Below are 14021 nucleotides of genomic sequence, written 5' to 3'. Positions count from 1 at the left end.
ATGCTATCCGGATGCAACGGGCGCGTCATGTAGCGACGCTGTGGTGTCGGCGCGAGACGCGAAGGGTGGCCTTGCACGCAGGCCGATTAACTGGGCTGGCCTGCGGTCGCCGCCCTGCACGGCGTCGCGCGTTGTACGCGCGATGCATTCGCTGCCCGATCACCGCCGCTTCGTTGCAGCGGTGATCGGGCGAGCTGTGGTCGGAATCAGTCCGCCAGAGCGGGGTAATCCGTATAGCCCTTGGCACCGCCACCGTACAGGGTGGCCTGGTCGACGGCTGCCAGCGGCGCTTTCTCGTGTAGGCGACGCACCAGATCCGGGTTGGCAATGAAGGGGCGGCCGTAAGCGATCGCATCGGCGTAGCCGCTGCTGATGGCGTGTTCGGACATGCCACGGTCGTACCCGTTGTTGGCAATCCATGCACCATCGAACTTGGTACGCAATGCGGCGTAGTCGAAGGCGATGTTGTCGCGCGCGCCACCGGTGGCGCCTTCGATCACGTGCACGAAGGCCAGCCCGCCGATCAGGTTGAGCCGCTCGACCGCACGTTCGAACAACGGCTGCGGATCGGAGTCGTGTGCGCCGTACACCGGGGTCACCGGCGACAACCGCACCCCGGTACGCTCGGCACCGATCTCGTCGGCGATGGCCTGCACCACTTCGCTCAGCAGGCGTGTGCGGTTTTCGATGTCGCCGCCGTAGGCATCGGTACGCTTGTTGGAGCCATCGCGCAGGAACTGGTCGAGCAGATAGCCGTTGGCGGCGTGCACTTCCACGCCATCGAAACCGGCATCGATCGCGTTGCGCGCAGCGAGACGGTAATCCTCGATCAGTGCGGGAATTTCTTCCAGTTCCAGGGCGCGCGGCTCGGATACATCTTCAAAGCCGCTCTTGGTGTAGGTCTTGCCTTCGGCACGAATGGCGCTGGGCGCAACCGGCACTTCGCCCGGAGGCAACACGCTGATGTGCGAGACGCGGCCGACATGCCATAGCTGCAGCACGATCTTGCCGCCACGGCGATGTACTTCGTCGGTGACTACGCGCCAGCCTTCGACCTGCGCCTGGGTGTAGATGCCGGGGGTGTCCAGATACCCCTGGCCGAGCGGACTGATCTGCGTGCCTTCTGCAACGATCAGGCCGGCGGTGGCGCGCTGGCCGTAATACTCGGCGGCGAGCGGCGAGGGCACCTGGCCGGCGCCGGCGCGGTTGCGCGTCAGCGGCGCCATGATCACGCGGTTGGCAAGATCCAATGCGCCCAGGCGCACCGGGGAGAACAACGGAGATTCAGTGGATTTGGACATCAGCAACCAGTTCGAGTTGGATCGCGCGCCAGGCGCGGCACCACGCCGATCGCGGTGCCCCACAGCGATGGTGGCGGACCCAGGCAGATTCGAGCGATGCCAGTAGGACACTGCGTCTCCAGCACGCCAACGCGCGGTGAACTGTGATGTGCTGCGGGTTGGCGCTGAATCGCTGCGAGCAGAAGCCTTTCGCTGATTGCTGCATTGCACAATAATAAGCCGCCCCGTCATCCTGGAGTCGGGCATGTCCGATATCGATCTCTCTATGCCGCGTGTGCCACGGCGCGATTACGTGCTGATCCTGCTTGCGCTGGCGATGGGCGGTTTTGCGATCGGCATCAGCGAGTTTTCCACAATGGGCCTGATGACGCAGATCGCGCAGGGCCTGCAGATCAGCGAGCCGCAGGTGGGCCATGTCATCAGCGCCTATGCGCTGGGTGTGGTGGTCGGCGCGCCGTTGCTGGCGATCCTGGGCGCGCGCTGGCCGCGTCGCACCTTGTTGTTGCTGCTGATGGTGTTCTACGCGGTTGGCAACCTTGCCAGTGCGTTGGCGCCCAGCTATCACACGATGTTGCTGTGTCGCTTCATCGCCGGGCTGCCGCATGGCGCGTATTTCGGCGTTGCCTCTCTGGTTGCCGCTTCGATCAGCCCGCCCAATCAACGCGCCACTGCGGTGGGGCGCGTGCTGCTGGGCTTGAGCGTTGCCTTGCTGGTGGGCAACCCGCTGGCGACCTGGCTGGGGCAGATCGTGAGTTGGCGCTGGGCGTATGCGTCGGTGTCGGTGATTGCGCTGGGCACGGTCGCGGCGGTGGCTGCATTGTTGCCGCCTGCGCCGGACGAGCCACGTCAGCAGCCATTGCGCGAGTTGCGTGCGTTCAACCAGCCGCAGGTGTGGTTGGCGTTGGCGATCGGCGCGGTGGGGTTTTCCGGGATGTTCTGCGTTTTCAGTTATCTGGCGCCGACCCTGACCGCGGTCACTGGCGTAGCGCCTGCGCGCATTCCGTTGGCGATGGCCGCATTCGGCGTCGGTGGCGTGCTCGGCAGCATCCTGGGCGGGTGGTTGTTCGACCGCATGCAATTCCGCGCGGTGCCGGTGCTGTTGGTGTGGTCGATCGTGGTGATGCTGACCTTCCCGCTGGCTGCGCATTCGGGCCTGTGGGTATTCGTTTCCATTGTGGCGGTCGGCACGATGGGCGCTCTGGCGCCGGCGTTGCAGACCCGCCTGATGGACGTGGCAGCCGAAGCGCAGACGCTGGCCGCAGCGTCCAACCACGCCGCCTTCAATACCGCAAATGCCTTGGGCCCCTGGCTGGGCGGCATGGCGATCACCGCAGGCTGGGGCTGGACCTCTACCGGGTATGTGGGTGCAGCCACCGCACTCGGCGGGTTGCTGGTCTACGCGCTGGCGGTGTGGCAGGAGCAACGTCAGCGCAGTGTGGTGACCAACGACTGAGTGGCTACCCGTCGTAGCTGCGTGCGCTGCGCCGCTGATCGCGGCGCTTTGTAGACCCTGGTGATCTACGTGCGATCCCTGCATCTGTGACGTGCACGGCGCGTGCTCGCTGACAGTACGAGTGGTTGAGCAGCGACCCATTGCGCTTGCGTTCGCTGCAGATGCAAGTGGCTACTGCGTGCGAGCATCGCATCCACAAACAACTCACGGCCGCGCGTCGAGACTGCCCGCACTGCAACCGGACCGAACAGCGCCATGACCGACCTCACTCCACCGCCGTGGAAGCGTCCCAATCCCAAGCGAAAGACCGCCTCCACACCGTTGACCGACGCACAGAAGGCCGCCGCGAAGCAGCGTGCAGAAGATGCCGGGCGCCCCTATCCGAATCTGGTCGACAACATGTGGGCGAGTCGCCAGCCGAAGGGATCTTGATGCGTCGTTGCCAACGATGAATCGCAATTCATCGGCCGCACGATGGCGTGAGGACGATACCCGTATCGCTCACATGCCGATTATGGTCGCGCCGCCAGGATGCAGTCGTACACAAGGTCACGGCATCGCAATCAAACCATCGATTGCGCTTCTCCCCGAAAGCCAGCGCATTGCATCCCTCGCGACGCTGGTGTATCCAACAAGGAGCGACACATGAGCATTCAGAGCAAGACCGAGCATAGCCTCAACGACCTCATCGCCATTTCCCGCGACGGCAAAGACTTCTACGACGAAGCCGCTGCCAAAGTGGGCGATGTAGAGCTGGCGACGTTGTTCCGCCGCATTGCCGGGGTCAAGACCGACATCGTCAGCAGCCTGAGCAGCGTGGTCGCATCGGCCGGCGGCACGCCGGAAAAACACGGCACCATGGTCGGCAGCATGCAGCAGTTCTACGGCAAGGTGCGCGCAACGTTGGGCGATACCAAGTACGGCTACGTGGCCGAGCTGGAAGAATCCGAAGACCGCCTGCTGAAGGCATTCGATGAAACCATCGCCGATGCAGACACCCCTGTCGCCGCACGCGACGCTGCACTGCGTCTGTTGCCGGAAGTGCGTGCATGTCACGACGTGATGCGCAACCGCAAGCATGCGATGAAGAACGCCGCGTAAGGCGTCGCAAGACCGAAGTGCATTTGCATTGATGCAGCTCTCGGAGTAAATCGATACAGGCGGGAAACGGGTAGCGCAAGCTGCCCGTTTCTTTTTGTGCGTGCAGCATGCCGCGCGCCAGCTGGCGAACAAATCACCACGGCGGCAGTCCCGTTCCACGCTGACGAAGTGTTCCACGTGGGCGCGGGGTTGCGCGGCGTATTCGCACACGCATCAGGTCTGCTAGTATCCGCCGCCCTTCTTCAGCCAGGCCCGCGCAGGCGGTCGTGGAATTACCCATGAAGCAGCAGTTTCTATATCTGTCATCGGCCGAGGCGCAGTTGTCGCTGGGCCTGGGGGAAGAGAAGACCACCGAGCGGCTGTTTTTTGCGGTGATGGCCGATGCGGCCACTGCCGGGCTTGCGGCCGGCATCGCCGAGGGGCTGCTGCAGAGCGGGCAGGTGGATGGCAAACCGCTGGGGCGCGAGCGGCTGCATGTGACCTTGCACCATCTGGGCGATTACGCCGGTGGGCTGCCGCCTTCGTTGGTGAGCCGTGCCAGTCAAGCGGCCGAGCGTGTGGCGATGGAAGCCTTCGACGTCGAGTTCGATCGCGTCGGCACCTTCGGCGGGCGACGCTCGCAACTGCCGTGCGTGCTGCGTGGCGAAGAGCGCGTGCGCGGACTGTATGCGTTGCAAGGGGCGCTTGGCCGTCAGCTGGCGCATGTGGGCATCGCCGGCGATGCGCAGTACACGCCGCATATGACGCTGCTGTATTGCAACCATACGTTGCCGCAACGGCGCTGCGATGCGCTTGCCTGGACGGTGCGCGACTTTGCGTTGGTGCGCAGCTTTTTGGGCCAGTCGCGTTACCAGATCGAAGGCCGCTGGCCGCTCCGTTGAGCCGCAACGGTGTGTGCAGACGCGCACACACGCGGTAGCCTGCGCGCATGGATGCCACCACACCCCTGCCGTTGCATGCCGACCATCTGGCCGCGTTGGAGCAGGCCTATGCCACGCCGCCGCGCGCCTACCATCACTTCGGCCATGTGCGCGCGTTGCTGCAACACTATGTCGAGGTGGCTGCCGGGCCGGGGTGGCAGCAGCCGGTAGAGGTCTGGCTGGCGGTGCTGTTCCACGATGCGATCTATCAGCCCGGGCGCAGCGATAACGAAGCCGAATCTGCGCAGTGGGCCATGGACTGCATCCCGCGCTGGTGGCCGCAGGCCGAAGTGGATCTGCAACGCGTGCAGGCGCTGATCCTGCTCACCGCGCGCCATGGGCAACTGCAACCCCAGGATGTGGACGAGGAGGCGGCACTGTTCCTGGATTGCGACATGGCAATTCTGGCCGCGCCCGCCGCCATTTTCGATGCCTACGACCGTGCGATCGCCGAGGAATACCGCGGGCATGTCCCCGCGTTGCTGTTCCGGCTCAATCGCCGACGCTTCCTGGCCGGGCTGCTCAAGCGGCCGCGCATCTTTCTCAGCGCGTATTTTCACGCACGCATCGATTCGGCAGCGCGCGACAATCTGCGTCGCCGGCTGGGCCGCTGAGCCGGCGCTTCTGCCGCGCGCCGCGTCAACCAGAAGCTGCGGATGCGCACGCTACAATGGCCGCATGCACGACAGCGCCAGTTCCGCCTCCGATCCACGTCCGCAAGCGCCGCAGGCACCCGCGCCCAACGAGTGTTGCGAGAGCGGCTGCCCGTTGTGCGTGCACGATCTGTATGCCGAGGAACTGACACGTTACCGCCAGGCCCTGGCCGCCTGGGAAGAACGTCAGGCGGCACAGGCGCGATGAGCGAAACGTCGCGCTTCGCGGCGACTGCCGGAACGATTATCTTTGGATCACTTTTCCCGATGGTGCGACATGCGACGACTTGAACGATGGAGTGCGCTCTGCGGCGCGGCGGTGTTGACGCTGTCGGGAGTGGCCGCCGCACAGGCTCCGGAACCGGTCAGCCACGGGCGTTTTGAACAGATCCCGGTGTTGATGCCCAAGGGCGAGCCGCAGCGTGTGGTGATCTGGCTGGCGGGCGCGGGCAATGCCGGCACGCGTCAGGCTCAGGCGCAAGCCCTGCGCGACGATGGCGCGATGGTGGCGGTGGTGGATACCGCGCATCTGTACGCGGTCCTGCGCAAGGCCGGCGGCACGTGCACGTTTTCGGTAGGCGATGTGGAGAACTTCTCGCGCTATCTGCAGGCCTTCTATCACATCCCCACGTATCGTCTGCCGTTGCTGGTGGGCGATGGCGAAGGTGCGGCGCTGGCGTACGCCATCGGTGCGCAGGCCAAGCCGCATGTGCTGGCTGGCGTGCTCACCGACGGCCTGTGCCCGGCCACGGTGTCCGATCAGGCGATCTGTCAGCCGGGTGTGCGCCCGGGCAGCAATAGCCTGGTTCCGGTGACGTTGCAGATTCCCTGGGTGCTGGCCGGCAGCCAGGACAAGCGCTGCCCTGCGGCAGCTGAAGACGCCTTTCTCAAACAGATTCCGCAGGCCCGCACCTTCAAGCGGTCTGCGCAAGGCGACATCGTGCCCGGACTGCGCGCCGCCGCCCGTTCGCTGGGCGAGCAGAAGGGGGTCGCCCTGCCACCGCCACCGGGCGGTCTGACCGACCTGCCGGTGGTCGAATTGCCGGCCAAACCCGACGGCGACAGCGACGACGATACCTTCGTGATCTTCGTGTCCGGCGATGGCGGTTGGGCCGGGCTGGACGAAGAAGTGGCCGACGCGCTTGCCGCGCAGGGCATCCCGGTGGTCGGGTTGGATTCGCTGCGCTACTTCTGGACCGAGCGCACGCCGCAAGGCTTCGCCACCGACCTGGACCGCATTGCGCGCGTCTATGCGCAGCGCTGGCAGCGCAAGCGCGTGGTGCTGATCGGCTTCTCGCAAGGCGCGGATGTGTTGCCGGCGGCGATCAATAAATTACCGGCGGAGACCAAGCAGAACATCCGCATGACCGCGCTATTGTCGGTGGGCAAGCTGGCCGACTACGAATTCCATGTCAGCAACTGGCTGGGCTCGGACGACGAAGGCCTGCCGATCGCGCCGGAAGTACAGCGTCTGCCGGCCGGCACCACGGTGTGCATCTATGGCCAGGACGACGACGATGCGTTGTGCCCGAGCCTGCCTACGCAGGCCGCCAAGCGCGTGGCGCTGCCTGGCGATCACCACTTCAAGGGCGACTACGCCACCCTGGCCAAGGTGATCATGGAGCAGATGCACGGCTTGTCCAAACCCTGAAAGTGCGGGGCGTCGCGATGATGCCCCCTGCTGATCCGTCGCTGCGGCAAGCACGCAATCAAGAGCGGCTAACGACACGCCTGCGCTCACCGCCAGGCGGGCGGGGCCGGTCTTCGGTATGACAGCTGCCAGCCGCACGCGCTGGTTCTGCGTGCGCCAACCCGACGGCGGCTCGCTACGTGCTGCCAGCCGCTTCAAGCCGTGCAACCACATTGTGCGAGCGATGAACCCACCTGTGCCGAAGAGGGCACAGGTGCGTCAGCGGCCTTACTCCTGCCGGCCGGGGTCCACCGAGATCAGCCGGGTCACGTCCAGCAGCGCGGCGGGCAGATGCATGCCGCCGGGAGCGACCAGATAGCGCGGGCGCCAGGTCGGGGCGAACTTCGACTTGAACCGACGCAGCCCGCTGAAGCCGTAAAAGCGCTCGCCATGGCGTGCGACCAGGCTGGCGAAGCGGTTCCAGCGGCCAGCGAGGCGGTGTTCGGCCAGCCCCGACAACGGCGCCATGCCCAGCGAGAACCGCGTATAGCCATTGGCCTGGCCCCACAGGAACAGCTCGATGAACAGGAAATCCATCGTGCCCTTGGGCGCCTCGGCGCTATGCCGCATCAGGTCCACCGACAGCTCGCCGCCGGCCGGTGCCCACCACACATTGGCGAAGGCCACGATCTGCCCTTCTGCCTCGGCCACTGCCACCGGGAAACGGCGCAGATACTCTGCATCGAAGCTGCCGAGCGAGAAGCCTTTTTCTTCGCCGGATTTTTCTTCCAGCCACTGTTCGGACACCTCGGCCAGGCGCGGCAACACCGCGTCCGCCTGCTCGGGTTGCAGCATGCGAAAGGTCAGGCCGCCACGCTTGCCGCGATTCCAGGCCTGGCGCAGATCGGCGCGGTCGCGGCCTTCCAGGGTGAAGCCCTCCAGCGGCACGATCGCTTCTTCGCCAAGCTTGACCAGGGTCAGGCCCATGTCCAGATACGTCTGCCAGTATTTTTCGCCGACCTGGTAGAACACCGGGCGCAGGCCCATGTGGTCGGCCTCCTCGCGGAAGCGCCAGATCAGTGCGCGTGCCACCTCCGGCGGGCCGACCGGGTCGCCCATCGAAATCAGCGAGCCGCCGTAGCGCTGCATCATCACAAAGCCACGGCCTTGCGCATCGAACAGAAACGCCTTGTCGCCGGTCAACGCCAGGCAGGCCTGGGTGTCGGTACTGATCTCCAGAATCGGGGCCAGCGTCTGCAGGGTTTGCGCATCGGCAGCCGGCATCGGTCGGCGCCCGCCACGCAGCAGCCGCGCCATGCCGAACACGATCACGCCCACGCATAGAATCAACGCCGCGCGCAGCGCACGCGGTGCGTTGGCCGAGGTGGCGAATTGCCACCACAGGTCGTTGCTGTATTCGACATGGCTGTAGACGAAGAACAGCAGCCAGAAAGTGGCCACCAGCACCAGGCCCAGATTGCTCAGCCAGCGCCATGACCAGGCTTCGTCGAGCAGCGCCCCCTGGCGGTAGAACTCGCGCCGCGCGGCCCACAGCGCGACCGCTGCCAGGGCCGCCGACAACGACACCGAGATATGGCTGCCGCGCAGCAGCGACAGTGGCGGCAGCAGCACGCACACGCCCAGCGCCAGCATCCAGGCCGCATGGCTGCGGCGCTGCAGGCCCTGGCCGATCAACAGCAGCAGCATGCCGCCCAGGCTGACCAGCAGATGCGAGGTTTCGATCAGTGGCAGCGGCGCGACCTGCTGCCGCGCGCGGGGTGTTGGCAGGGTGCCGTCGATGACCAGCGCCGCGCCTACCGCAAACACCGCCAGGGCCAGGATCTGCGGCAGCCACGGGCGCAGCGCCTTCCACACCGTGCGTGCGGTGCTGGCGCTGGCGCGGACCGGTGCCCCCAACCCGGAGGCAGCCGCCATCGCTACTGAAATCAGCAACGGCACGATGTAATAGGTGACGCGATACGCCAGCGCCGCGGCCAGCAAGGCGGCAGGCGTTACATGCGGCAGCAGCTTGAGCAGGCTCCACTCGAACACGCCCAGCCCGGCCGGTACGGTGGAGATCAGGCCGGCCACCACCGCCACCAGCCAGATGCCGATAAAACCGAAGTAGCCGGTGCCCGGGTCCGGCGGCAGCAGCACGTAGAACGCCGCCGCGGCCAGGCCCAGCTCGACCAGACTGAGGGCGGTGACGCCGAGCACGGTGGTGCGGTCGGGCAGCCAGAAGCGATGGCTGCGGATGCCGAATTCGCGGCCCTGTTTGCCGACCAATACCAGCATCGCCACATAGCCGAAAAGTAAGGCGATGCCGGCAATGCGGATGCCTTCGGCAGCGATCGGCAGGGCACGCGCGGCCGCTTCCGGTTCCAGCATCAGGGCAAGCCCGAGCAGCACCCAGGCACCGAAGATGAAGCCCAGCGTGCTCATCAGCACCACTTGGCCGATCTCGGCCAGGGTCAGCCCGACGCTGCCATAGCCGCGCAAGCGCACCGCGCCCCCGGTCAGCGCGGCAAAGCCCAGGGTCTGGCCAACCGCATGCGCCATGAAGGCGGTGATGCCCACCCGCGCCGGATGCAGCCGCTTACCGGTGCGCTTGAGCCCCACCCAGTCAAAGCCCACCAGGCAGGCGTAGCTGCTTAACCCGAGCAGCAAGGTCAGTGCGATCTGCCCCGCACCCAACGCCCGGAACGCCTGGCGGATCTGGCGGTACCCATGGTCGGTGAACTGCGAGGACAGCGCGTGCAGCGCCATCGCCAGGATCGCCAGGCTGATGATGACCGGCAGGGCGCGACGCCAACCGCTGGCAGACGCTTCGGAAGACACGGGGGTATCCGTCATGAGGGCAACGGGATCTGCATAAGAGGGAAGAAGGACGCATGCACGATACGTGCCGCGTGCGCAAAGATCTGCATGTGCCAGGCGGGTTGAAGAAGCATGCAGCGTGATCGCGATGTGCCGAAACGGGGGTGAACGCAGGCTCGTAAGAGCCGACACCTGTCGGTCCGGGACGGCCGCGCGCATCATAGGGCAAAGACGCATATGCGTGCCGCAGGCGAACCCGATGAACGGCGTCACCGTTGCAAGGCAGACAGGCTGCTGATGCGCACGACCGACCTTCGCGCGCATGTTGCGCAGACCCTGCCGGGACGCGCGCCACGCTGGAGCGGGCATGCCGGTGGGGTGGCTGCAGTTGCCGGCATGGCGTTCATCGGCCTGGTGCTCGCGCTGCAATGGCTGCGTGGCGATCTGTGGTGGATCGATGCGCAACTCAGCGCCTATCTGCATGGCGCCTACGGTCTTCTGCTGCGCACCGCTTACTGCCTGTTGGCTGCGGCGATGGCATGGCTGGCCGCTGGTCTGTATGCGGCACTGGCACCGACGGCACGCAGCCGCACGGTGCTGGGATTGTTCTGGCTGGCAGCGCTGGGCTTGTGCGCGGTCTCCATCGGCGATAGCTGGATGCCGGTGCTGGCGCCTAACGCGGCAAAGCTGGTGCATGTGCTGTCGGCCGATGCCACGTTTCTGTGCGTGATCGCAGCGGTGTTGCTGCAGTCGTGGTACTTCCGCCGCGATCGGGCGTGGCGCGCGCATGCTTTCAGCGCATGCGTGCTCGGTTGGGCGGCATTTGCGGCCTTGCTGTTCCACGTCACGGTTACCAGCGCACCGCTGGGGATCAGCCAGAAGATCGCCATCGTGCTGATCGTGGTCTGGATGGTGCGGGTGGGGCTGTGGCTGACGCGCACCGTACGGGGCGGGGCTGCACGCATCGCGCATTCGCGTGACAATGGCCGGGTCAATCAACCGTAGGAAGTCTGAAATGCTGCAGCGATTCGATGCGGGTCCGCGTATGTCCGAGATGACCGTCCATGGCGGCGTGTGCTACCTGGCCGGCCAGATTGCCGATGACACCAGCGAAGACATCACCGGGCAGACCCGCCAGGTGCTGGCCGAGATCGACAAACTGCTGTCGCTGGCGGCCAGCGACAAGACCAAGATCCTGCGCGCCGAAATCTACCTGGCCGATATCGCCGATTTCGACGGCATGAATGCCGCCTGGGACGAATGGGTACCGCACGGCTTCACGCCCGCGCGCGCCACGGTCGAAGCCAAACTGGCGCGGCCGGAATGGAAAGTGGAGATCGTGATCACCGCAGCAGCGGGCTGATCGCGCACTCCATGCGGTAACCAACACGGCCGCGCATCCGCCAGGATGTGCGGCGGTGTCCAGCATCGGTTTGTCATCCCCGCGCACTGCGTTTTCGTAAACGCCGTACGCGCCTGGCACCAATGACGCTGCATGGCATTGGGTCAGCCGCGTTGTGCAGGGCGCGCATCACCGTCGGCGGTTGAAGCGCGTTGGCCGCTGACCTGGCTTGCGACGCGTTGCGCCCGTCGCGCGTTCGGTGCGGCTCGCGGGTTGCGCCTACGCTGCATTGCCAAACCGTGCGACGGCTCGCGTGATGCGTAGGATGCCTATCGAGGTGCGCCCCTGCCTGCCAGTCATCGCCACGCAGGCGTTTGAACGCGCCGTGCGCTCAGCGTTTGACGAAGCGATAGTGCGCCACACCCCATTCGCGGCCGTGGTCGTAGCCGAACAGCTCCGCGCAGGCCAGCCAGAACATGCGCCAACGCTGCCACCAGCGCTGCGCGTCGTCGCCGTAGGTCTGCTTCAACAGCGGCATGATCTGCGCGCGGTGGCGGTCCTGGTTTTCCAGCCAGGCATTGGCGGTTTTTTCATAATGCTCGCCCGACAAGACCCAGCGCTGTTCGATCACCACGTCCTGCTGGAAATGCAGCAGCGTATCGGCCGCCGGCATCAGCCCGCCGGTGAAGAAATGCCGACCCATCCAGTTGTCTTCGCCGGCCACCTCGAACGGATAGGCCAGATCGCGGTGACAAAAGATGTGCACGAACAGCTTGCCGCCTGGCGCCAGCCAGCTGCCCACGCGTGCAAGCAGATCGCGGTAGTTGCGCATGTGCTCGAACATTTCCACCGATACCACGCGGTCGAAATTGCCCGGCGGCAGTGCCAGCGCGTTGACGTCGGCGGTGATGACCTGCACGTTGCCCAGACCGCGCACGCGGCACTGCTCCAGGATATGCGCGCGCTGCGGGCGCGAGTTGGACACCGCAGTGATGGTGGCGTTGGGGTAGCGCTCGGCCATCCACAAGGTCAGCGAGCCCCAGCCGCAGCCAAGCTCCAGAATGCGTTGGCCGTCGGCCAGCTCGGCGCGTTCGCCGTATAGCCCCAGCATGCGTTCTTCGGCCGCGTCCAGGTTCGGCGTGCTCGCGTCCCAATAGCAGCTGCTGTATTTCAGTCGCTTGCCCAGGCACAGGGTGAAGAACTGCGGTGGCAATTCGTAGTGCTGGCGATTGGCAGCATCGGTTTCGATCGCGATCGCGCTGGCGCGCAGGCTGTCGATGAAAGCGCGCTGCCGCTCGCCGTTGGCATCGGCATCGCCGCCGCGCTCATCGCGCAGGCGTTGCGCGCACAGACGCCGGATGCCGTGACGCAACGCAGCGTCGGGCAGCACGCCGGATTCGGCCAGACGGGTGGCGAAAGCTTCTTCGGGCAGCGCGGAGGGCGGGGCGGTGACGGTGGACATGCAACTCTCCAGGCAACTCAGGACGAAGGGGGAAGCGGGAAAAACGCACTGGTGGTGCGCTGGTACTGCGCGTAATCCTCACCACGCGAGCGCAGGGCCTGCTGCTCGGTGTAGGGAATACCGGTGAAGCGATACAAAAACACGAACATCACCACCGGCCCGAGCGCGCACAGCGCCACCGGCCAGGGCCCTGCGCCGACCGCCAGGGCCAGATAAGCGAACCAGTGCACGAACTCGAAGAAATAATTGGGGTGACGCGAATATCGCCATAGCCCCGTGCGACAGGTCTTGCCGCGATTGGCCGGGTCGGCCTTGTGCGCAGACAACTGCCGGTCGGCCAGTGCCTCGCCACCGACCGCAATCAACCACACCACGATCGCCAGCGTGCTCCACACGCTCCACGCCGGGTTCGGGTTGCTGGCCGCAGCCAGGAACGGCACCGCAAACAGCACCACCACCACCGCCTGGGCCAGGAAGAAGCCGAGGAACTTGCGCTGGTCGCCGTTCCAATGCTCACGTAGCGCGCGATAACGGCCGTCTTCGTGCGGGTCGCCGAACACGCGCACGCCCAGATGCCAGGCCAGACGTGCGCCCCATAGACCGCCAAGCACTGCCACCAACACGCGTGGTAGCAGCGCACCGTCGGACATCCACGCGCAATACGGCGCAGCCACCGCCAGGCAGGCGGCCCACAACACGTCGACCGGGCCGGCATTGCCGCTGCGGCGCTGCCAGAGCCAGCCCAGCACCATCACCCCACTTGCGAATACGCCCACATGCAGCAGCGGCCAAACAGTCATTGCAGTTCTCCGGTCTTATGGTGCGGCAATGGTCGCGCCAGACGCCGTGCATACAGCGACAACACGCCGCAGGCCACGCCCCAGCCGATGCCGACCGCGAGGACCGCATGCAGCAACGGTGGCGCCAGTTCCACCGCATGCCAGCTGCGTTGCGCCAGCCAGTACGAGAACGGGCCGAAGATGGCGCCCAGCAACACCGCTAGCCAGGGGCGTTGCATCACGCTGCGCAGCGAATGATTGAGCGTGAGCGCAAAGCCCAGCCACAGCGCCAGAATCCACGGTGGAGCCAGCACGCTGCCAGGCCAGGGCGCGGCATAACGCACCCAGCCCCCGGCCGCCAGCGTGGTGTCCAGCAGCAAACCCAGCGCCAATGCCGCGATCAGTAATGGCACGTCGCCCACCGCGCGTCGCGGAGGCCACAGTTGATACAGCGCAAACAGCGCCAGTACCAGCAGCGGCGGCCACACGCGCCCGTGCGCGGCGGCGGCCACTGCCACCACCCAGAGCACCTGCAAGCCGAGGTAGTTGCCGAGCTGCTTCAT

14 protein-coding genes are annotated in these 14021 nt (G+C 65.9%); 9 read left to right on the top strand and 5 right to left on the bottom strand.

Annotated elements, in window-relative coordinates; translation table 11 throughout:
• Window positions 1-206: 206 nt before the first annotated feature.
• A complete protein-coding gene (locus VC212_RS01660) occupies window positions 207-1301 on the bottom strand; it encodes an alkene reductase (protein ID WP_323514164.1) in 1095 nt (364 codons plus the stop codon).
• 244 nt (window positions 1302-1545) lie between these two features.
• Here VC212_RS01660 and VC212_RS01655 point away from each other — a divergent pair, with 244 nt between their 5' ends.
• The 7 genes from VC212_RS01655 to VC212_RS01625 all read left to right on the top strand — a co-directional run bounded on the left by VC212_RS01655 (window position 1546) and on the right by VC212_RS01625 (window position 7079).
• Window positions 1546-2754: an MFS transporter gene (locus tag VC212_RS01655; protein WP_323514163.1), complete on the top strand. Its 1209-nt coding sequence runs from the start codon at window positions 1546-1548 to the stop codon at window positions 2752-2754.
• A gap of 255 nt (window positions 2755-3009) precedes the next feature.
• Window positions 3010-3186 (top strand): hypothetical protein, encoded by a 177-nt coding sequence (locus VC212_RS01650; protein ID WP_323514162.1) that lies wholly within the window; start codon window positions 3010-3012, stop codon window positions 3184-3186.
• A gap of 213 nt (window positions 3187-3399) precedes the next feature.
• A complete protein-coding gene (locus VC212_RS01645) occupies window positions 3400-3855 on the top strand; it encodes a PA2169 family four-helix-bundle protein (RefSeq protein WP_115512173.1) in 456 nt (151 codons plus the stop codon).
• A gap of 278 nt (window positions 3856-4133) precedes the next feature.
• The gene (locus VC212_RS01640) at window positions 4134-4736 is read left to right on the top strand and encodes a 2'-5' RNA ligase family protein (protein WP_323514161.1); all 603 of its coding nucleotides are present in this window, start codon (window positions 4134-4136) and stop codon (window positions 4734-4736) included.
• Between the two features lie 47 nt (window positions 4737-4783).
• Window positions 4784-5389 carry a hypothetical protein gene (locus VC212_RS01635; protein ID WP_323514160.1) on the top strand — a complete coding sequence of 202 codons (606 nt, stop codon included), beginning with the start codon at window positions 4784-4786 and terminating at the stop codon, window positions 5387-5389.
• Between the two features lie 64 nt (window positions 5390-5453).
• Complete coding sequence (locus VC212_RS01630; RefSeq protein WP_115512170.1) at window positions 5454-5636, top strand: oxidoreductase-like domain-containing protein; 183 nt, start codon at window positions 5454-5456, stop codon at window positions 5634-5636.
• Between the two features lie 69 nt (window positions 5637-5705).
• Window positions 5706-7079 (top strand): AcvB/VirJ family lysyl-phosphatidylglycerol hydrolase, encoded by a 1374-nt coding sequence (locus tag VC212_RS01625; protein WP_323514159.1) that lies wholly within the window; start codon window positions 5706-5708, stop codon window positions 7077-7079.
• Between the two features lie 267 nt (window positions 7080-7346).
• On the opposite strand, the gene mprF is transcribed toward VC212_RS01625, so the two are convergent.
• The gene (gene mprF, locus VC212_RS01620) at window positions 7347-9911 is read right to left on the bottom strand and encodes a bifunctional lysylphosphatidylglycerol flippase/synthetase MprF (RefSeq protein WP_323514158.1); all 2565 of its coding nucleotides are present in this window, start codon (window positions 9909-9911) and stop codon (window positions 7347-7349) included.
• Window positions 9912-10172: 261 nt separating this feature from the next.
• Between mprF and VC212_RS01615 the strand changes: the two genes are divergently transcribed.
• Together VC212_RS01615 and VC212_RS01610 are read left to right on the top strand one after the other, a co-directional pair.
• Window positions 10173-10880, top strand: coding sequence for a DUF998 domain-containing protein (locus VC212_RS01615; protein WP_323514157.1), 708 nt, complete (start codon window positions 10173-10175; stop codon window positions 10878-10880).
• 10 nt (window positions 10881-10890) lie between these two features.
• Window positions 10891-11238: a RidA family protein gene (locus tag VC212_RS01610; protein ID WP_055845242.1), complete on the top strand. Its 348-nt coding sequence runs from the start codon at window positions 10891-10893 to the stop codon at window positions 11236-11238.
• Between the two features lie 370 nt (window positions 11239-11608).
• On the opposite strand, the gene VC212_RS01605 is transcribed toward VC212_RS01610, so the two are convergent.
• The 3 genes from VC212_RS01605 to VC212_RS01595 are packed head-to-tail and all read right to left on the bottom strand — an operon-like array spanning window position 11609 to window position 14021.
• Window positions 11609-12679, bottom strand: a complete 1071-nt coding sequence (locus tag VC212_RS01605; protein ID WP_115553347.1) for a cyclopropane-fatty-acyl-phospholipid synthase family protein — start codon at window positions 12677-12679, stop codon at window positions 11609-11611.
• Window positions 12680-12696: 17 nt separating this feature from the next.
• The gene (locus VC212_RS01600) at window positions 12697-13479 is read right to left on the bottom strand and encodes a DUF1295 domain-containing protein (protein ID WP_055845235.1); all 783 of its coding nucleotides are present in this window, start codon (window positions 13477-13479) and stop codon (window positions 12697-12699) included.
• A complete protein-coding gene (locus VC212_RS01595; protein WP_323514156.1) occupies window positions 13476-14021 on the bottom strand; it encodes a DUF2878 domain-containing protein in 546 nt (181 codons plus the stop codon). The genes VC212_RS01600 and VC212_RS01595 overlap by 4 nt, the downstream gene beginning before the upstream one ends.

Origin of the sequence: Xanthomonas sp. WHRI 8932A (assembly GCF_035012785.1) — a bacterium.
GTDB lineage: Bacteria > Pseudomonadota > Gammaproteobacteria > Xanthomonadales > Xanthomonadaceae > Xanthomonas.
This window is presented reverse-complemented; position numbering and strand designations above follow the sequence as displayed.